General features: G+C 61.2%; 12 protein-coding genes. 9 read left to right on the top strand and 3 right to left on the bottom strand.

Going from position 1 to position 19,114, the window contains the following annotated elements; translation table 11 throughout:
• The first annotated feature begins 99 nt into the window (after positions 1-99).
• The 4 genes from CHU95_RS17095 (at position 100) to CHU95_RS17080 (ending at position 5,886) form a co-directional block, all read left to right on the top strand.
• Positions 100-1,428 carry a putative bifunctional diguanylate cyclase/phosphodiesterase gene (locus CHU95_RS17095; RefSeq protein WP_094457546.1) on the top strand — a complete coding sequence of 443 codons (1,329 nt, stop codon included), beginning with the start codon at positions 100-102 and terminating at the stop codon, positions 1,426-1,428.
• Between the two features lie 183 nt (positions 1,429-1,611).
• Positions 1,612-3,684 carry a protein kinase family protein gene (locus tag CHU95_RS17090; protein ID WP_245838356.1) on the top strand — a complete coding sequence of 691 codons (2,073 nt, stop codon included), beginning with the start codon at positions 1,612-1,614 and terminating at the stop codon, positions 3,682-3,684.
• On the top strand, positions 3,681-4,190 hold the full coding sequence (locus CHU95_RS17085) for a hypothetical protein (protein WP_094457544.1): 510 nt from the start codon (positions 3,681-3,683) through the stop codon (positions 4,188-4,190). Before CHU95_RS17090 ends, CHU95_RS17085 begins: the two co-directional genes overlap by 4 nt.
• A 79-nt stretch (positions 4,191-4,269) precedes the next feature.
• Entirely contained in the window at positions 4,270-5,886 is a 1,617-nt protein-coding gene (locus CHU95_RS17080; protein WP_094457543.1) for a GGDEF domain-containing protein, read from the top strand.
• 213 nt (positions 5,887-6,099) lie between these two features.
• Here CHU95_RS17080 and sppA read toward each other — a convergent pair whose 3' ends face one another.
• Positions 6,100-7,908: a signal peptide peptidase SppA gene (gene sppA, locus CHU95_RS17075; protein WP_094457542.1), complete on the bottom strand. Its 1,809-nt coding sequence runs from the start codon at positions 7,906-7,908 to the stop codon at positions 6,100-6,102.
• An 899-nt stretch (positions 7,909-8,807) separates the two neighbouring features.
• Between sppA and CHU95_RS17070 the strand changes: the two genes are divergently transcribed.
• The 3 genes from CHU95_RS17070 to CHU95_RS17060 all read left to right on the top strand — a co-directional run bounded on the left by CHU95_RS17070 (position 8,808) and on the right by CHU95_RS17060 (position 13,702).
• Positions 8,808-10,757 (top strand): PrkA family serine protein kinase, encoded by a 1,950-nt coding sequence (locus CHU95_RS17070; protein ID WP_094457541.1) that lies wholly within the window; start codon positions 8,808-8,810, stop codon positions 10,755-10,757.
• A gap of 72 nt (positions 10,758-10,829) precedes the next feature.
• The gene (locus CHU95_RS17065) at positions 10,830-12,152 is read left to right on the top strand and encodes a YeaH/YhbH family protein (protein ID WP_094457540.1); all 1,323 of its coding nucleotides are present in this window, start codon (positions 10,830-10,832) and stop codon (positions 12,150-12,152) included.
• Complete coding sequence (locus tag CHU95_RS17060) at positions 12,149-13,702, top strand: SpoVR family protein (protein WP_094457539.1); 1,554 nt, start codon at positions 12,149-12,151, stop codon at positions 13,700-13,702. Before CHU95_RS17065 ends, CHU95_RS17060 begins: the two co-directional genes overlap by 4 nt.
• A 15-nt stretch (positions 13,703-13,717) precedes the next feature.
• On the opposite strand, the gene CHU95_RS17055 is transcribed toward CHU95_RS17060, so the two are convergent.
• Complete coding sequence (locus CHU95_RS17055) at positions 13,718-14,440, bottom strand: response regulator transcription factor (protein ID WP_094457538.1); 723 nt, start codon at positions 14,438-14,440, stop codon at positions 13,718-13,720.
• 262 nt (positions 14,441-14,702) lie between these two features.
• The gene (gene putA / locus CHU95_RS17050) at positions 14,703-17,819 is read right to left on the bottom strand and encodes a bifunctional proline dehydrogenase/L-glutamate gamma-semialdehyde dehydrogenase PutA (protein WP_094457537.1); all 3,117 of its coding nucleotides are present in this window, start codon (positions 17,817-17,819) and stop codon (positions 14,703-14,705) included.
• A 132-nt stretch (positions 17,820-17,951) separates the two neighbouring features.
• On the opposite strand from putA, the gene CHU95_RS17045 reads away from it, so the two are divergent.
• Entirely contained in the window at positions 17,952-18,440 is a 489-nt protein-coding gene (locus CHU95_RS17045) for an Lrp/AsnC ligand binding domain-containing protein (RefSeq protein WP_094457536.1), read from the top strand.
• A 262-nt stretch (positions 18,441-18,702) separates the two neighbouring features.
• Positions 18,703-19,047 (top strand): hypothetical protein, encoded by a 345-nt coding sequence (locus tag CHU95_RS22150; RefSeq protein ID WP_133065557.1) that lies wholly within the window; start codon positions 18,703-18,705, stop codon positions 19,045-19,047.
• The last annotated feature ends 67 nt before the right edge of the window (positions 19,048-19,114 follow it).

The following is a 19,114-nucleotide window of genomic DNA, read 5'->3' as shown; positions in this document are numbered from 1 at the left end:
AGTGGCCAAACAAGAAAACAGGAAACCTGAACCTTTGGAAACATGGATTAAGAATAGAGTCGAACTAAGCTATTTTATGAACTTTAGCCGGTGCAGCTCATGGAACGTTTGCTTCCAACCGTAAAACAGCCTGAGGACTGCACCTGCGCTTACAACGCGCCACAACTCCTGCACGATCCGCTGACCGGCCTTTACAACAAGCATGGCTTTGTGACGGAGGGCAACCGCTTGTTGCGGCAAATGCCGCTTCAGGGACGTGGCGCCATTGTCATTTATCTGGAACTGAATGACTACGACGGGCTGATCTCCCGTCTTGGGTATGATGCTTCGCTCATCCTGCTGTCCACGATGCGCGACCGGATGCGGGCGGTCTTTGGCAAGGAGGCGCTGCTGGCCCGGTTTGACAGTGAACGATTTGCCGCGATGTTGACGGACGGGCAGATCGGGATCGAGGAGACGGTCCGTGCCCTGGAAACACCGCTACGGATAGAGATGGCGATCTGCCACCTTTCATTGTCATGCGGCGTCGCCTCTGTAACCGACCCGGCTGACAACATGGATATGTTGATCATGGCAGCGCGGTCCGCCAAGCAGGATGCCCAGCGCACACAACGGCAGGTGGGATGGTACGCCGACGACATGCGCCGCCGGTTGGCCCGGCAGCGTGCTATTGAGGATGGGCTTTGGTTTGCCCGTGATGGCAGCGGCCTTTCACTTGTCTATCAGCCTAAAATAGACATCCGTGCGGGCAAGGTGATTGGGGTGGAAGCCCTGTTGCGCTGGCAGCATCCCGAATTGGGTCGGGTCTCCCCGGCAGAGTTCATACCGCTGGCGGAACGCACACGGGCCATTTTTCCCATTGGAGAATGGCTGACGCGAACAGCCCTTAATCAGAAAAGCGCCTGGCAACGCCACGGCCAGGACATCAGCATGTCCATTAATGTGTCCCCCCAGCAACTGGGGGCAGAAAATGACGGGCCTTGCGTGCTGGAGACCCTGATCCGTGAATGCAGGCGTTTGGACCTGCGCCATGAACGATTGGAGGTCGAGATTACGGAAGGGCTGTTAAGCAATGACACGGTGATGGGCCAGGTCCGCCAGATCGCCAAGGCAGGGTTTGGCATTGCCGTAGACGATTTCGGACGCGAACATTCCGCCCTTTCGCTGCTGGTGGATTGTCCGGCGACAACATTGAAGATCGACAAAAGCTTCGTCGATAATGTGGTGGAAAATGAGCGGCAGTTGGCCATCGTTCATTTTATCGTCGACCTGGCGCGCCGACTGGGCATGGAGACTGTCGTGGAAGGGATCGAGCATCTGAACCAGTTGGTGGCTCTGGCCGATGCTGGATGTGATTATGGCCAGGGTTACTTTTACTACCGACCACTGGACCCCGATCAGATTTTGGAACTGCGGCACGGGCACTGATAACGGCCCCGATAGGTATGACCCATCGGGCACGTGACAGGAGACGCTGGGCTCTAGGTCCCTCTGCAAAAAGGCTGGGAGCAGACAGCCCCTTTGGGCGGCATTGTGCAATGGCACATGGTTTGCGATGATCGGGCGGAGCCAGACCCCGCCATTCCGACCAGAGTGAGCCCACCCCCTCTCATGGCCAGCAGCGCCGATCCCGACGAAAAGCCGGCCCCCGTACCCTCACGGCGTAGCCTGGAGGCGATAACGCCCGCAATGCCGGTCGACCTTGGCGGGCGCTGCGAGATCATGCCTGGAACACCCATGCCGGCATTGGATGCGGCGGGGGGAGCCGCCTATGCCGCTCGCTTATCCCGGGATCGCAAGACCGAAGCGTTCGCCATCGTTACTGACCGTTCGGTTCCCGCCCGGATCGATATGATGGCAACCTACCGCGGTGTCGAGAATCCGGCGCTTCTGCGTCTGCTGGACTGGGGCACGGTCGATTGGTCGCCGGAGGGAAAAAAACGATTTGTCCTGATCTATGAGCGGCCGGGAGGTCGGCGCGTTATGCAGGACATGACCGAAACACGTGATCCGCTGCCCGACGATCAGATCATCCGATCGGTGATTCCAACCCTGCTGTTCGCGCTGCGGGAAATGAATGCGCGGGGCATGACCTGCGGCGCCGTGCGGCCGACCAACCTGTTTCATAAAGACCCGGCATCCCCTGTGATCTGCATCGGTGATTGCCTATCCACCCCGGTGGGTTACGGTCAGCCCCTGCTGGTCGAAACCATCGAACGCGGCATGGCCCAGCCGGCCGGACGGGGGCCGGGTACCATCGGCGATGACCTTTATGCGCTGGGCGTCTCTTTGCTGATGCTGCATCTGGGCCGCAATCCCCTGGCCGACCTGGATGATGAAAGCATCCTGAAGCTGAAGATGGACAAGGGCACTTACCCTGCCCTGACCAGTCAGATCCGCCTGCCGCAAAGTCTTGTGGAACCGCTGCGCGGGCTGATGATCGACGATCCTAAACAGCGCTGGTCGGTCTCTGACCTGGACCTGTGGCTGCAAGGCCGGCGCATGTCGCCCAAACAGCCGCAGGTTCCCCGGCGCGGCGCGCGCCCATTCGAATTCCAGGGTGAAGAGTTGATGCATTGCCGGGCGCTGTCCCGGTCCCTGACACGGGCCAGCGCGGCTGCCGCTGCCCTGATTGAGCGCGGCGATGTTGAAAAATGGGTGCGCCGTTCTGTCGGGGATGAGGCGCGGGCCGAAGCGATGCAGACCGCCATTGCGTCGGCGGGCGTCGGGGGGCGGGGGGCGAGCCAGGAAGACAAGCTGGTCACCCGTGTGTCCATCGCCCTGGACCCGCCCGCCCCCATCCGTTATCGCGGCCTCTCCATCCTGCCTGACGGCCTGGGGCCGGCCCTGGCCGAAGCCATCTGGCAGAATACCAATATCCAGCCTTACGCCGAATTCGTCCTCGCCCAGTTTCCGCATTTCTGGGTGAATTGCCAGACCGATTTCCGGCCGGAATATGTGCCGATGGTTCAGGCCTATGACGGGTATCGGGCGCTGCTGGAACATGTCGGTATGGGATTTGGCATCGAACGCATCGTCTACGAACTCTGTCCCGCCTGTCCTTGCCTGTCGCCACAGCTTCGGGATTATTATGTGCTGTCGCCGGCGGAATTGCTGACCGCGCTGGACCAGATTGCGACCAAGCCTAATCGCGGCCGCGACCCTGTGGATCGGCATGTGTTGGGCTACATCACCACCCACCACAAGAAACTGAACGACCGGTTGCTGGTGCCGCTGTCCAATCCGCATGACCCAGCCCGTCGCATGATTGCGCTGATCACGGTACTGGCCGATGTGCAGAATCGCTTTGGACCGGCCCGGCTGCCTAACCTTTGCAACTGGCTGGTGGCCCTGATGGACCCAGTCTTCAAACGGTTCAAGAACCGGGAGACACGGGACCGGATGAAGGCAGAGGTGGCACAGGTGGCGCGCGACGGGGTCTTGGATGCCCTGGTGCGGATCGTCGACAATGTCGATGCTATCCGCGCCGACGACAAAGGCTTCCTGGCAGCGATGCGGCAATATGAAAGCCTGACCCGACAGATTGAGAAGCTCCGCGCGGCGGCTGATGACAAAAATGGGATGGCGGAGGGGACGGGCCGCCAGGTTGCGGCCGTCGTCACCGCCATCCTGGCCGGCGTCACCATGGTCGGTACCGTGATCTATATGTTGAGGATGCCATGACCAGGTCGTTGACCCGACGGCCGAAACGGCCCAGCGGTGGCGGAGCGCTGCTGCTTCTGGTGCTGCTGGCACCGGCCGGACTGATGATGATGCCGACCACTGTTCTGCTTCTGGCGGGGTTGGCCCCCACATTCGTGGCTTATCTGATTGACCGCGACCCAGAAAAATCTGCGGCGCTGACCGTCGGCGCGATGAATCTCTGCGGTGTCGCCCCCTATGTCGTGCGGCTATGGCAGCAGGGTCATGAAATGGCCGTCACACTGCGCATGCTGGCCGATCCGGCCACCTGGCTGGTGATGTTCGGCGCAGCGGCCATCGGCTGGCTGATGTATTTCTTCATCCCACAGATCGTTGCAGCGGTAATGAGCCTGCGTAGCCAGTCCAGGATCAAGGAACTGGAGGAACGCCGCGGACTGCTGATTGCGGATTGGGGAACCGATGTCATGGGCCGGTCTGACAGTGATCTGCCGGAGCCGGCTGGGCTGATGGACGATCAGCCGAAATAACCTTCTGAACTGGTTTTGACGGCCGCCGATCCAGACATCCTGGTGTAGCCTGACAAGCTTCACTCCGTCACGGTCGGCGATGCCTCAACGTCTGCAATTTCTGATCCTGGCTTTGTCGACCCTGCTGGTGGCTTTGCTTGCCGGGCTACCTCCTGCTTGGGCACAAGCCGCTGGTGACGGTTTGCTGACGCCGGTTCGTCTGCAATTGAAATGGACACATCAATTCCAGGGGGCCGGTTTCTATCTGGCGCTGGAGCGCGGCTATTACCGTGAAGCCGGGCTGGATGTCAGCATTATCGAAGGTGGCCCCACCATCGATGCCGTCGAACGCGTGGCCCGTGGTGAAGCCGACTTTGGCGTTGGCTCGGCTGGTCTGCTGGTGGAACGGGTGAAGGGGCGACCGATAGTGGCCCTGGCTGCTCTGATGCAGCACTCCCCGTTTGTCCTGCTGACGCGCACGGATACCGGTCCGCCTCATGTCCATGCCCTTCCGGGCCACCGTCTGATGCTGGAAACCCATGCGGAGGAACTGCTGGCCTACCTGGCGGCCGAGCGGGTGCCTGTCGGGATGCTGACAATTGTCCCGCATAGCGGTTCGGTGGATGCGCTGATCAAGGGAGAGGTGGACGCCATCACCGCCTACACAACCAGCGAGCCTTACGATCTGCGCGCCGCAGGCATTCCCTACCAAGTCTTCTCCCCGCGGGCCGCGGGTATCGACTTCTATGGCGATACGATCTTCACGTCGGACCGGATGATCCGCGAGGCCCCCGCCGTCGTGCAGGCGTTCCGGAAGGCCAGTTTGCGCGGCTGGCGTGAGGCGCTGGCCGATCCCGCCGCCGCCATCGACCTGATCCGCCGCTCCTATGCGCCCGGATTGGAGCGGTCACGCCTGACCTTCGAAGCGGAGGAAATGGCCCGGTTGATGATGGCCGATATGGTTGAGGTCGGCTATATGCATGACGGGCGCTGGCGGCACATCGCAGAGGGTTTTGCTGCCGCCGGCCTGGTGCCTCGCGACACCGACCTGTCAGGCTTTCTGTATGATTTTGATCAGAAGCCGGACATGACATGGCTATACACAGCCCTGGGGGTCCTGGGCCTGCTGACAGCGGCCATCGGTCTTGTCACAGCGCGGTTTCGGGCCTTGAACCGGCGTCTGCGCATGGAGGTGGCTGAACGGTCGCGGCTGGAAGCCCATTTCAGGGTCCTGGCCAGTCAGGATGGTCTTACCGGTCTGCCCAACCGCCGGTCCTTTCTCGAAACCGCGCAGAAGGAGGTGTCACGGGCTCGGATGACCGGCACGCCCCTATGCCTCATGATGCTGGATATCGACCATTTCAAGTCGATCAATGACCAGTTCGGCCACGCCGCCGGCGATGCCAGCCTGGTGGTCTTCTGCAAGGCCAGCCGGCAGGCGCTGCGGGAACAGGATGTCATGGCCCGAATCGGCGGCGAAGAATTCGCGGTATTGTTAACCGATACCGATATAGCCGGGGCGTTGGCTGTGGCCGAAAGGCTGCGGGTGGAGGTCGAAAAACATGACGCCGAACCGATGGAACACCGGTTCCTCACCGTCAGCGTCGGGGTCGCCATGCTGGCCGCGGGCGAAAGCCTTGATCAGGTCCTGAACCGTGCCGACCGCGCCCTGTACACGGCCAAATTGGAAGGCCGCAACCGCGTGGTCATGGCGTAACCCAAGGTGCCTGTGGACAAACGGAGCCGCAGGCAACCTTGGTCTCACGCCAAACTGCGACAGGGACATCTTGTCGCGAACTGGGGCGTCGGTGGGCGCCGCCCTTCGGCCATCCGGATGATGTGGTCCAGCCAAACCGATGGATGATGACGCCGCCCATGACGAGCGGTGATCAAGACCATCAGATCCTGATCACCGCAACAGGGTCACAGCTCAGAACCCGTGCCGCACCATGGCGGGCATCACGGCCACCATGTCCTGATCGGTGCGGAGATAGGGGGCCAGGGCCGCAATCGTGGGGCGATATGGCGCCAGGGTACGGTCGGTCACCTGCGCGGCCATTGCATCACCCAGGGACACGCGCGCATCCCCGGAAAGCATGTCCAGAAGGAACTCAAACTGCGAACGCTTTTGCGGCAGGGTGATGGCGCGTAACGGCGCATCCTCTGCTAACTTCAGCACCTTGCGCACCTCGGCCAACGCGGTGGCATAGCCACCCAGCGCATCCACCAGCCCCAGTTCCTTCGCTTGGCGACCGGTATAGACACGGCCCTTGGCGATCTGCTTCACCTTGTCCAGGGGAAGATTGCGACCATCAGCAACACCCTGGGTGAAGGAGGCGTAGGTCGAATCCAGGAAAGCATTCAACCGCTCTTCCTGGGCCGGTGTGAACGGTGTGTTGGATGACCACATGCCCGCGTTGGCGCCACGGCTGATCGGCTCGATATTGACGCCAGCCCAGTCGGTCAGGCCACGCAACACCATCTTGCCGGCCAAGACGCCGATGGAACCGGTAATCGTGCCCGGTGCCGCTACGATACGGTCGGCCCCCATCGACACCCAGTAGCCGCCAGAGGCAGCCACAGACCCCATCGACACGATGACCGGCTTACCAGCCGCCTTGGCCTTCAACACTTTTCGGCGCACCACTTCCGATGCGACCGCACTGCCGCCGGGGCTGTTCACACGGAACAGGATGGCTTTGACCTGCTCATTCTCGATGGCTTCGTCAAAGGCGGCGGCAATGGTGGCGGCACCGAATGTTTCCGCACCGGACAGCGGGTCCGCCTGACTGTCACCGCGCAGGATGGCGCCATCGCCGACAATCATGGCAACCAGCGGCGCCTCGGTGATCGACAGGTCCATCTCCGGCGGACTACGGCTGTAATCGTGCAGGCTGACCAGCTCTGGCTTGGCCACTTCCGGCCCACCGGCTTTGGCCTTTTCCAGGGCCCAGTCCACCGCTTCATCCCAATAGGCCAACTTGTCGACCAGCTTGGCCCCTACGGCGTCGGCGTCCAGCAGCGGCGCCTTGTCCACCGCCGCACGCACCGCCGTTTCGTTCAGGCCGCGGGCCAGTGCGACATCGCTGACCCATTGGTTAAACAGATCGCCGACCAGGCTGTCGACCGCTTCACGGTTGGCAGGTGTCGGGCCAGTTTCCGTGTATTGCTCGGCAAAGGACTTATACTCCTCACGCTGGCGGAACTGCGGTTCGACATTCAGCTTGTCCAGCGTGCCGCGCAGAAATGCCAACTCCGCCTGCATGCCGGTAATGGCGAGATCGCCCATCGGCTGCATCCAGATCTGCTCAAACGCCGTCGCCAGATAATAGGGCTGCATGCCATTGCCCAGTTCACCAAAACTTTCGGCATGGATGATGGCGAATCGCCCCTCCTTGCGCAGTTTGGCGATGCTGTCACGCAACTCCTGCGTAACCGCAAAGGAATGAACGCCATTGCCGGTGCGGGCGATGATGCCCTTCACCCGCGGGTCCTTGGCCGCCCGGTTAAGTGTGCGCACCACCTGCTCCACAGTGTCCCGCTGGTTGCCCAGCAAGCCCGCCACTGGATCGGTGGCCGGCGCTTCCGCCAATGGCTTTTCCAGATCCAGTTCAAGGACAATGGTGTCCGGCAACTTCGGCTGCCGACTGGCGAGATGGTAACCAAGACCGATGGCCCCGGCGACGAGAAGCACCGACAGGAAGCCGATGATCGCAAAGACGCGAAGAATGATCCGCATGACCCGTTCCGATTGATGCCGAACCGTCACAGTCTAGCTGGGATCACACCCTAAGGGCTAGCGGTGAAACAACCCGGTTACGATGTTGTTCTTGCGCACGCAGCCTGGGCGCGTACCACAGATGCAATATGGCGCGATCCGGCCGGGCGTCCAGCGTATGCGGCGCAGCCGATTCGATGCCGGAAAGATCCGTCGCGTCGGCAAAGGTTTTTTGCATGTCGCCTGTTTTGTCGCGTGCTGAGGGGCTTTCCCGCCCGCAACGCCCGCGCCATATGCTGTAAGGCAATGTCGGATTTGCTTGGGTCGTTAACTATTCAGCAGATGGTACACCCGTATGCTTTGACCGACGGCCCGCTTTCAGGTCATGCTGTGGAAATGGCCCCATGCGTGGATGAGCGGGGGTTAATTCGGGGGCGGTTCCCCCCAACGGGCTGGCGCCGAACGCCACTCGGTCGCCCGGACGGGCAGGTGCTTCGGCATACGTCCCTATGCCATTGGCCTGCCCCAATCGGGGAAGATGATGCTTTGCGTCAGTTCGGTTTCGTTACGATTGATCATTCGTTTGGTACCAGCAGCTTGATTGCCGATTGATGCCCGGAATTGGGAGAGGCGGTAATGGGTGACGGGAAAACCAGCGCTGACGGAAACAACCGATCGCTCCGATCGGCCTTGCCCGTGTGGCTGGCTGGTTCGTGCCATTGCGTCTCTCTGCTGATGACGACAAGAACGACCCGCCGGCAGGCCAAAACGCCGCCGCGACGGGCGCAGGGCCGGGAGGCCCGGCTTCAGATCGACCGCCACCGTATTCCGCTGTTCCCAACCGGTCGGACAAGGTCACGCATGGTTGGTCCATGCCCGCCTTTTCGCCCACTGACCGGTCGCCAGGAAGGAGAGTGCCGATGAGCAGTCTGGTCACAGACCTGTTTGCCAGCTATGCCAGCACCTATGAAAGCCGTCGCGACATCGAAATGTCGCTGATGGAATATCTAGAAGGCTGCCGCGCTGATCCGCTGATGTATGCCAGTGCGGCCGAACGGCTACTGGCGGCCATTGGCGAGCCGGAGGTGATTGATACCGCCAAGGATGCGCGCCTTGCCCGTATCTTCATGAACCGGACCATCAAGGTCTACCCGGCCTTTGCCGAGTTCTTTGGTATGGAAGAAACGATTGAGCGGATCGTCGGGTTCTTCCGTCATGCGGCCCAAGGGCTGGAGGAACGTAAGCAGGTGCTTTACCTGCTGGGTCCCGTCGGCGGTGGCAAATCATCGCTGGCTGAACGTCTGAAAGCGCTGATGGAAGACAAGCCGATCTATGCCCTGAAGGCCGGCGACCAGATCAGTCCCGTTTTTGAGAGCCCGCTGGGCCTGTTCGATCCCGTGACCATGGGTGCGGCGATTGAGGAAAAGTTTGGCATTCCCCGCCGCCGCCTGACCGGCCTGATGAGCCCCTGGGCCCTGAAACGGCTGGATGAGTTCGACGGCGATATCCGTCGTTTCAAGGTGGTGAAGCTACGGCCGTCGCGCCTGCGCCAGATCGGCATTTCGAAGACGGAACCGGGGGATGAAAATAATCAGGACATCTCATCCCTGGTCGGCAAAGTCGATATCCGCAAACTGGAGCTCTATAGCCAGAACGATCCCGACGCCTATTCCTATTCCGGCGGCCTGAACCGCGCGAACCAGGGCATGTTGGAATTCGTGGAGATGTTCAAAGCCCCGATCAAGATGCTTCACCCGCTGCTGACCGCCACGCAGGAGGGCAACTATATCGGCACGGAAAATATCGGCGCCTTGCCCTTCCAGGGCGTGATTATGGCCCACAGCAACGAAGCGGAGTGGCAAAGCTTCAAGAACAATAAAAATAACGAGGCCTTCATCGACCGTATCTGTGTGGTGAAGGTGCCCTATTGCCTGCGCGTGGTGGAAGAACAGCGCATCTATGAAAAGCTCATCAAGACCTCCGAACTGGCGGGTGCGCCTTGTGCGCCTGCGACACTGGAAATGCTGGCACGCTTCACGGTCCTGTCCCGCCTGCGCGACCATGGCAATTCCAACCTGTTCAGCAAGATGCGGGTCTATGACGGGGAAAGCCTGAAGGAGACGGACCCGAAGGCTAAGACCATGCAGGAATATAAGGATGCGGCTGGGGTGGATGAAGGGATGAATGGCATCTCCACCCGCTTCGCCTTCAAGGTCCTGGCCAGCACCTTCAACTATGACAATACCGAGGTCGGGGCAGATCCCGTCCATTTGATGTACATCCTGGAACAATCCATCAAGCGGGAACAATTCCCCGACGAGGTGGAGAAGAAGTACATGGAGTTCATCAAGGGCGAATTGGCACCCCGTTATGCCGAGTTCATTGGCAACGAGATTCAGAAGGCGTACCTGGAAAGCTATCACGATTATGGTCAGAACCTGTTCGACCGCTATGTCGACTATGCCGATGCCTGGATCGAGGATCAGGATTTCAAGGACCCCGACACGGGTCAGTTGCTAAATCGCGACCTGTTGAACCAGGAATTGACCAAGATCGAAAAGCCGGCCGGCATCGCCAATCCCAAGGATTTCCGCAATGAGGTGGTGAAGTTTGCCCTGCGGATGCGGGCCGGTAACAGTGGCCGCAACCCGTCCTGGACCAGCTATGAAAAGCTGCGCGATGTGATCGAGAAGCGGATGTTCAGTCAGGTGGAGGAGTTGCTGCCCGTCATCAGCTTCGGTTCCAAGAAGGACAGCGAGACAGAGAAAAAACACAGTGAGTTCGTCAATCGCATGATGGCCCGCGGCTACACCGAACGACAGGTCCGGCGTTTGGTCGAATGGTACATGCGGGTGAAACAGGCGGGGTGAGGAAACGCCCTTCCCCCACTGTTACGGGGGAAGGGCGAAAGGTTCGGCCCTCATCGAAAGGACGGTGCAACCTTGTTCACCATTGTCGACCGACGTCTCAATCCGTCGGGCAAAAGTCTGGCCAACCGCCAACGTTTCCTGCGGCGTGCCAAGGAACAGGTGATGCGGGCCGTGCGCGACGCCTCGGCCAAGCGCGGTATCCGCGACATCGACATGGGCGGCGATATCACCATCGCGCCAGATGGCATCCGCGAGCCGACCCTGCGCCGATCCTCCACCGGCGGGCACCGCAACTATGTCGTTCCCGGAAACAAGGAGTTTATGTCGGGCGACAAGATCAAACGCCCACCACAGGGTGGCGGCGGGGGTGGGGGCAATCAGGGAGCGGACGATGGCGACGGCCAGGATGAATTCCGTTTTGTGTTGAGCCGCGAGGAATTCATCGACCTGTTCCTTGAGGATCTGGAACTGCCCGACCTGGCCAAGCGCAAGCTGGCGGTTACCGATGCCATGGACTGGCACCGTGCGGGCTATTCGGTGGCGGGATCACCGGCCAACCTCAATCTGGTGCGCACCATGCGGAATTCGCTGGCTCGCCGCATGGCGCTTCACCGCCCCACAGGGGATGAGATCAAGGCCCTGCGCCAGGAAATCGACGATCTGGAACGGACGGGCCGCGACCGCGACCGTCTGGAACAGGCACGACTAGCATTGGCAGAGGCGCTGAAACGAACCCAGCGCATCCCCTATATCGACCCGGTCGATGTCCGCTACAACCGGTTTACGGCCACGCCAAGGCCGTCGGCCCAGGCTGTGATGTTTTGCCTGATGGATGTATCGGGCAGCATGACAGAACATATGAAGGATCTGGCCAAGCGCTTTTACATGCTGCTCTATCTGTTCTTGTCGCGGCGGTACAAGCATGTGGACGTGGTCTTCATCCGCCACACGCACAAGGCTGCGGAGGTGGATGAGGAAACCTTCTTTTACAGCGCCGAAACCGGCGGCACCGTGGTATCGACGGCACTGGAGGAGATGGCGCGGGTGATCAAGGAACGCTACCCGCCGGCGGAATGGAACATCTATGCGGCCCAGGCCAGCGATGGCGATAATGCGCTGTCAGACAACACCAAGACAGCGCAGTTGATGACCGATTTCATCCTGCCCGACTGCCAATATTACGCCTATCTGGAGGTGGGGCAGGAGGGGATGAGCCCAGGCCTGCCCTATGGCGGGGGGCCACGCGAAACCGACTTGTGGCGTACCTATAAGCAGATCAATGCCGGCGGCCTGCTGGCCATGCGGCGCGTGACCGAACGCAAGGAAATCTACCCCGTCTTCCGCGAACTGTTCGCCAAGGACAAGGCCGGGCAACCGGCGGAGGTGAGTGCATGACCCTGACCGCCTTTGAGACCGCCCCGCTCTACACGGGTGCCGACTGGGACTATGACAAGGTCCGCCGTGTCTATGATGCCATCGAAAAGGTGGCGTTGGGGGAGATGGGCCTGGATTGCTACACCAACCAGATCGAGGTGATCACGTCCGAACAGATGCTGGATGCCTATTCCAGCATCGGCATGCCGCTTTTCTACAAGCACTGGTCCTTCGGCAAGCATTTCGCTCGGGACGAGGCGATGTACCGCAAGGGCCAGCGGGGTCTTGCCTATGAGATCGTGATCAATTCCAATCCCTGCATCAGCTACATCATGGAAGAAAATACCATGACGATGCAGACGCTGGTGATCGCACATGCCGCCTTCGGCCATAACCATTTCTTCAAGAACAACTACCTGTTCCAACAATGGACCGATGCCGACGGCATCCTGGACTATCTGTCCTTCGCCAAATCCTATATCAGCCAGTGCGAGGAACGGTATGGCCATGCCATGGTCGAACGGGTATTGGATGCCGCCCATGCCTTGATGAACCACGGCGTCCACCGCTATCCCCGCCGCCGCGGACCCGACCTGCGGAACGAGGAACGCCGTGCGCGCGAACGGCTGGAACATGCCGAAGCGACCTTCAATGACCTGTGGCGCACCGTTCCCACCAAGGCCGGTGGCCCCAGCCCGCTGTCCAACCGGGACCGGCGGCGGACCCTGCTGGAATTGCCGGAGGAGAACATCCTCTATTTCCTGGAAAAGAAGGCACCCCGCTTGCAGGGCTGGCAGCGGGAAGTGCTGCGCATCGTGCGGCACGTGGCACAGTATTTCTATCCGCAGCGTCAGACCAAAGTGATGAATGAGGGCTGCGCCACCTATTGCCATTACCGCATTCTGTCGACCCTGCATGAACGCGGTGCCCTGACCGACGGGGCTTGGATGGAGGCGATGCACAGCCACACCAATGTGGTGTTCCAGCCGGACTTCGATGATCGGCGCTATGGCGGCATTAACCCTTACGCCCTGGGTTTCGCCATGATGCAGGATATCGAGCGTATGGTGACCCACCCGACCCAGGAAGACCGGTACTGGTTCCCCGATCTCGCGGGCAAGGGCGACCCGATGGGCGCATTGCGCGATGCCTGGGCCAATTTCCGGGATGAAAGCTTCATCCTGCAGTACCTGTCACCGGCCCTGATCCGCAAATTCCGGCTGTTCCATGTCGCCGATGATGCGCGGGACCCCGAAATGAAGGTGGCAGCCATCCACGACGAACGCGGCTACCGCGCCGTGCGTCAAGCCCTTGCGCGGCAATACGACATCGCCTGGGCAGAGGCCGATATCCAGATCGTCGATGTCGATCTGGTCGGTGACCGCAAACTGATGCTCGAACATCACGTGATGAACCAGATTCTGCTGGACGAGGAGGAAGCCCGCTCGGTCATCCAGCATCTGGCGGACCTTTGGGGGTATGAGGTGGTCCTGGCTGAAGTGGAAGCACCCGGCGGCACCCCTTTGCGCCGCATCAATGTCAGCCCGAGGGTTGTGCTGGGGGGTGGGTAACACCCGCCCCGCCACTCACGGCTGATCGGTAATCTCTGCCGCCAGCCGGTAGCCAAGCCCCTTTTCCGTTACGATGACGTCCAGCGAACCGCTGTCCTGCATCTTGCGGCGTAGGCGGCTGACCAGCACATCAATGGTACGGTCATTCGGGTTGCGGTCGGTGCCGCTGACCGCGTCGATCAACTGATCGCGGGTCACCACCCGCCCACCAGACCGAACCAGCAAACCCAACAGCTCAAACTCACCGCGCGTCACCCGTACCTCGACCCCAGCCGGATCGACGAGGCGGCGGCGGGCCAAATCCATGGTCCAGCCGGCAAAATAGCGCACCGCCCCTTCCGCCTTGTACATCTTGCTGGGATGGGTTCGGCGCAGCAGGTTGCGAGCACGGGCCAGCAATTCACGCGGGTTGGGCGGCTTGGTCACATAATCATCGCCGCCGGTCTCTAGCCCGAAGACGCGGTCGCCATCATTGGCCCGTTGGGTGACAATGATGATCCCAACATTGGAAATTTCGCGGATGGACCGGGCCAGGCTGAACCCATCCTCGTCCGGCAGTTCGATATCCAGCAGCACTAGATCAGGCGGTTGACGCAGCATGACCTCACGGGTCTGCTTGCCGTTCTCCGCCTCTGCCACCAGGAAGCCGGCCTCATGGAAATAACCGGCCAGCAAAGCGCGTGTTGCCGGCTCATCCTCGACAATCAGAACCAGCGGGGCGTCGGCAATCTCGGACATCCGGAACGGAACTCCATCCAGCGGGTGCGGGATGCCGGAGCGGAAACAGCGCCCGGCGTAGAACGTTCTTCCGGCTATAGCTCTTTTTCGCAGAAAAATGAAGCCGTTGGGCGATGATCCCCCGCATGGGAGACCACCGCCCAACGGTGCGGTAGGTAGATTGCTGTCTTAAGTTGTATTCTTATTGAATACGAAAACATCTGATTGTCGATGTTTCCGTCACCCAGGCCGGAGGGCGGGGCTTGCCCCCCGGCGGGTCGGTTTACGCCCCCAGTTCCAGAAGCGAAGCATTGCCGCCGAACGCCGTCGTGTTGACGGTCAGCGTCTTTTCCGTGACGAAGCGGTGCAGATAGTGCGGACCGCCAGCCTTGGGTCCTGTGCCTGACAGACCCTGGCCACCAAAGGGCTGCACACCGACCACCGCACCCACCATGTTGCGGTTGATATAGGTGTTGCCCACCGGCAGCGTCTTGAACAGGGTCTGGGCGCGGCCTTCCAGGCGGCTATGCACCCCGAAGGTCAGGCCATAACCGGTGGCCGCGATTTCTGCCGCCACCTTGTCCAGTTCCGCTGCCTTGAAGCGCACGATATGCAGGATAGGGCCAAACACCTCGCGCTTCAGACGCGACAGGCCGTCAATCTCGTAAAGGCGCGGACCGAAGAAGGTGCCGTTCTGCACCGCATCCGGCACGGTCACGGCCTTGATCAGGCGTGCCTCACCATCCATACGCTGCGCATGGGCAATCAGGATGTCACGGGCGTCATTGTCGATGACGGGGCCAACATCGGTCGCCACATCCATCGGGTCGCCCAGACGGATCAGCTCCATGGCCCCGGCCAGCATGTCGGCCAGCTTGTCGGCAATCTCTTCCTGTGCGAACAGGACGCGCATGGCCGAACAACGCTGCCCCGCCGACTGGAAGGCCGAGGTGACGCAATCATCCACCACCTGCTCCAGCAGAGCCGTACTGTCCACGATCATGCAGTTCTGGCCGCCCGTCTCCGCGATCAGCGGCACAATGGCGCCGTCACGGTCGGCCAGGCTGCGGTTGATCAGGCGGGCGGTTTCGGTGGAACCAGTGAAGCAGACACCGGCGATGCGCGCATCGACCACCAGCGCGGCACCCACCGTCGCGCCATCACCCGGCAGCAGATGCAGGACATCGCCCGGTACACCGGCCTTGTGCAGCATGCGAACGGCTTCCGCCGCGATCAGCGGGGTCTGTTCGGCGGGCTTGGCGATCACGGCGTTGCCGGTCACCAGGGCCGCCACGACCTGACCCACAAAAATGGCCAGCGGGAAGTTCCAGGGGCTGATGCAGGCAAAGGTGCCGCGGCCGGTCAGGTGCAACTCGTTGCGCTCCCCCGTCGGGCCGGGCAGCAGCACCGGCTTCAGCCCGCTGCGGGCCTGAGCGGCGTAATAGCGGCAGAAATCCACGGCCTCGCGCACTTCGGCGATGGCGTCGGGCAGGGTCTTGCCTGCCTCCCGGACCAGCAGGGCCATCAGGGCCGGGGTGTCGGCTTCCATCAGGTCGGCGGCGCGGTCCAGGCAGGCGGCGCGGTGATCGGCCCCTTCCCGGTCCCAGGCCTTCTGGGCGGCCACCGACAGGGACAGGGCGCGTTCAACGGCCTGCCTGTCGGCCAGAACCACGGTGCCAACGGTGCGCGCCCGGTTGGCGGGGTCGGTCACGGGCTGGGTGGGACCCGACAGTTCGACCCCGCCCACGATGGGGCCCGCCGTCCAGTTCCGGGCCAGGGCTGCCTGCATCTGCTCGGTCAGTGCTGCCACCTTCTCGGGCGCCGTCAGGTCGAACCCCTTGGAATTGGGACGTTCCGACCCATAGATGTCGGCGGGGGTGGGGATGCGCGGATGACGCAGCATGCCATTGTTCTCCAGGAAGGCGGCCGGGTCGGCAACCACGTCACTGACGGGCACCTCCGGGTCCATATAGGCGTTGACGAAATTGCTATTCGCACCGTTTTCCAGCAGACGGCGAACCAGATAGGGCAGCAGGTCCTCATGCGTGCCCACCGGCGCATAGATGCGCACACGCGGGAAGGCGGGCAGAACCTCACGCGCTGCCGTGTAGAGCAGCTCGCCCATGCCATGCAGGCGCTGGAACTCCAGGTCGCGGTTATCGCCGGCCAGATGAAGGATGGCTGCGATCGTATAGGCATTGTGGGTGGCGAACTGCGGATAGATTGCGTCCTTGGCGGCCAGCATCTTGCGCGCGCAGACCAGATATGAGAGGTCCGTCGCCGCCTTGCGCGTGAACACCGGATAATCCGGGTGCGACGCGATCTGGGACATCTTGATTTCAGTGTCCCAATAGGCCCCCTTGACCAGACGCACCATCAAGCGACGACCGGCGGCACGGGCCAGATCGACCAGCCAGTCAACCAGCAGATGCGTGCGCTTGGAATAGGCCTGGATGGCCAGACCCAGCCCGTTCCACCCGGCCAGATCGGGATCATTGGCCAGCGCCGACAGGATATCCTGCGACAGTTCCAGACGGTCTGCCTCTTCGGCATCGATGGTCAGGTTGATGTCCCAGCGCTTGGCCTGTAGCGCCAGCCCCTTCACGGCGGGGACCAGCCGCGCCATCACGTCCGCATGTTGTGCCTGGACATAGCGCGGGTGCAGGGCCGACAGCTTGATCGACACGCCCGGTGCCGCCACCGGGCCACGACCGGCGGCCTCTGCCCCGACGGCGTCGATGGCCTTCACATAGGCATCCAGGTAGCGCGTCGCCTGTTCCCAGGTGCGCGCGCCCTCGCCCAGCATATCATAGGAATGGACGGTCCCCAGGGGCCGGGCCTTGCGGGCCTCCCCCATGGCTTCCTTGATGGTGCGGCCCAGGACAAAATGGCTGCCCATGACGCGCATGGCCTGACCCATGGCGGTGCGGATGACGCTTTCGCCCGACCGCGCCACCATACGCTTCAGGAAATTGCCGGCATCCCGCTCCCCACCGCGTTCCAGATCGGTGATCTTGCCCGTCAGCATCAGGCCCCAGGCGGCGGCATTGACAAAGGCGCTGTCGCTGCGGCCCAGATGCGCATCCCATTGACCCTGCGCGATCTTCTCCGCGATCAGGCGGTCTGCCGTCTCCGGATCGGCGATGCGCAGCAGGCATTCGGCAATGCACATCAGGGCAATGCCCTCATTATTCGACAGGCCGAATTCCTGCAGGAAGTTATCGAGTGGCCCCAGTTCACGCCGACGCAGCCGCGCCGCCTCCACAATCGCCACCGCCCGGTCATGGATGCCAGTACGTTCCGCCGCGGTCAGGCCATGGCTGCGCAGCAGGCCGGTGACGACAGTGACCTCATCGGCATGCTTGGCCTTGCGCAGGTCATTCAGGACGGTGCCGGACATTGCCGTAACTCCGAGAAAAGCTGGGGTTTTGAATTGCTCGGAGTATGGCAAATTCGCTGGACGATTTTTCTCCAAATAAAGGGTTTTGACAGGATATCATCCGGCCATTGCGACCTTTTGCCAGAGAATGTCATGCCTGCCGATTCCGCAACCGCGAAGCTCGACCGTATCGACCAGAACATCCTGCGCATCCTGCAGGAAGATGGCCGGATTTCGAACGTGGAACTGGCCCGGCGGGTGAACCTTTCCCCCACGCCCTGCCTGGAACGGGTGCGCCGACTGGAGCGGGATGGCTTCATCCGCCAGTATGTGGCCCTGCTGGACCCGGAGTTGCTGGACCGGTCACTCGCGGCCTTTATTGAGGTGCGCTTGGACCGCACCACCCCCGACGTCTTCCAGATTTTCGCCGAGGCCGTCCGCCGGTTCGATGAGATCCAGGAGGCGCATATGGTGGCCGGCGGCTTCGACTACCTGATCAAGGTCCGCGTCGCCGATATGGCCGCCTACCGCGCCTTCCTGGGTGACAAACTCTCCTCGATCCAAGGCGTCGCCCAGACCCACACCTATATGGTGATGGAAGAGGTGAAGAACACGCATGTCGTGCCCGTGCCGGGTCGATAGGGGCGCGCGCAAATGGGCCAGTACGGGAATGGCAGGCTGAGAACGACCAAAGATTGATCTGAACAATGGCCTGGGGTGCCTGTGTAGCCATACCCGGCTTGGCGCCGGCGCCAACGAACTAGCTTGGAAGAACAGTGTTGCTCATGACTAGTTGGCATACAGCGCTGTTCAGCATTGAGTGGCACCAATCGGGGCATGTTGATTACCACAAAAAATCATGGTAAAAAGGTAAGAATAAGCCACAGTTAAGAAAGCACTCATCATGTCGAGAATGTCTCTTTTTGCGGTCTTGACGTTGAGCAGTTTTGCTTTTTCTGTTTCCGCACAAGAAACTGGCAGCCCGGCACAATGTAACCAAGTCACGAATAGTGCTGGCATCACGTTTCTTGCCTGCAAACCCGATGACGGGGCTGCTGCTGATATCGGCCCCGCCGAAGCTATTGATGCTGATAATCTTCAAATAAGGGCGAGTTGTGCCGCCCCCGCCCGTACCTATACATTGCTTTGTCCGGCCTCATCGCCGGAGGGTTCGGGATGTTCTTGCCAAGACCCCAATACCGGTGAGTCGGTCAATGGGCAGGTCAAAAAGGTGGGAATGGACGGGTGATGCCTCATGCCGTCCGGAAGGTCTGATGCGCCGTTTCAAAAAATTACCTGTGTTACTGCGCACCTGG

Origin of the sequence: Niveispirillum lacus (assembly GCF_002251795.1) — a bacterium.
GTDB lineage: Bacteria > Pseudomonadota > Alphaproteobacteria > Azospirillales > Azospirillaceae > Niveispirillum > Niveispirillum lacus.
The sequence above is the reverse complement of the archived record's forward strand: the minus strand, read 5'-3'. Positions and strand labels throughout refer to the sequence as shown.

What these genes read in the sequence shown, in the direction of transcription:
- CHU95_RS17070 (WP_094457541.1), top strand. Translation starts at nt 8,808, where the DNA reads ATGAGCAGTCTGGTCACAGACCTGTTTGCCAGCTATGCCAGCACCTAT.
- putA (WP_094457537.1), bottom strand. Translation starts at nt 17,819, where the DNA reads ATGTCCGGCACCGTCCTGAATGACCTGCGCAAGGCCAAGCATGCCGAT.
- CHU95_RS17055 (WP_094457538.1), bottom strand. Translation starts at nt 14,440, where the DNA reads ATGTCCGAGATTGCCGACGCCCCGCTGGTTCTGATTGTCGAGGATGAG.
- CHU95_RS17045 (WP_094457536.1), top strand. Translation starts at nt 17,952, where the DNA reads ATGCCTGCCGATTCCGCAACCGCGAAGCTCGACCGTATCGACCAGAAC.
- CHU95_RS17095 (WP_094457546.1), top strand. Translation starts at nt 100, where the DNA reads ATGGAACGTTTGCTTCCAACCGTAAAACAGCCTGAGGACTGCACCTGC.
- CHU95_RS17060 (WP_094457539.1), top strand. Translation starts at nt 12,149, where the DNA reads ATGACCCTGACCGCCTTTGAGACCGCCCCGCTCTACACGGGTGCCGAC.
- CHU95_RS17090 (WP_245838356.1), top strand. Translation starts at nt 1,612, where the DNA reads ATGGCCAGCAGCGCCGATCCCGACGAAAAGCCGGCCCCCGTACCCTCA.
- CHU95_RS17080 (WP_094457543.1), top strand. Translation starts at nt 4,270, where the DNA reads ATGCCTCAACGTCTGCAATTTCTGATCCTGGCTTTGTCGACCCTGCTG.
- CHU95_RS22150 (WP_133065557.1), top strand. Translation starts at nt 18,703, where the DNA reads ATGTCGAGAATGTCTCTTTTTGCGGTCTTGACGTTGAGCAGTTTTGCT.
- CHU95_RS17085 (WP_094457544.1), top strand. Translation starts at nt 3,681, where the DNA reads ATGACCAGGTCGTTGACCCGACGGCCGAAACGGCCCAGCGGTGGCGGA.
- sppA (WP_094457542.1), bottom strand. Translation starts at nt 7,908, where the DNA reads ATGCGGATCATTCTTCGCGTCTTTGCGATCATCGGCTTCCTGTCGGTG.